At 80.2% G+C, this 207-nt stretch carries 1 protein-coding gene; it reads left to right on the top strand.

What is annotated here, in order from left to right; translation table 11 throughout:
• On the top strand, positions 1-207 hold a 207-nt coding region (locus tag G3I65_RS37105; RefSeq protein WP_203612625.1), incomplete at both ends, for a hypothetical protein.

The following is a 207-nucleotide window of genomic DNA, read 5'->3' as shown; positions in this document are numbered from 1 at the left end:
AGCAGGCCTGGGCCGCGGGCCTGCCCGGCGCGCCCCGCCCCGCCGACTCCGCGACCCCGGGTGACGAACCGGCCGGCGACGCCGAAGCCACCCGGGAAGCGATCCGCGCCGGGATGCCGGTCATCCCCGGGGCCGTCCTGCGCGACGGCGACTTCACCGCCCGGGTCGGCTCGCTCGTCCGGACCGCCGACGGCCGCTACGAGGTCC

Source organism: Amycolatopsis sp. SID8362, assembly GCF_010550475.1.
Classification (GTDB): Bacteria; Actinomycetota; Actinomycetes; order Mycobacteriales; family Pseudonocardiaceae; genus Amycolatopsis; species Amycolatopsis eburnea.
The sequence above is the reverse complement of the archived record's forward strand: the minus strand, read 5'-3'. Positions and strand labels throughout refer to the sequence as shown.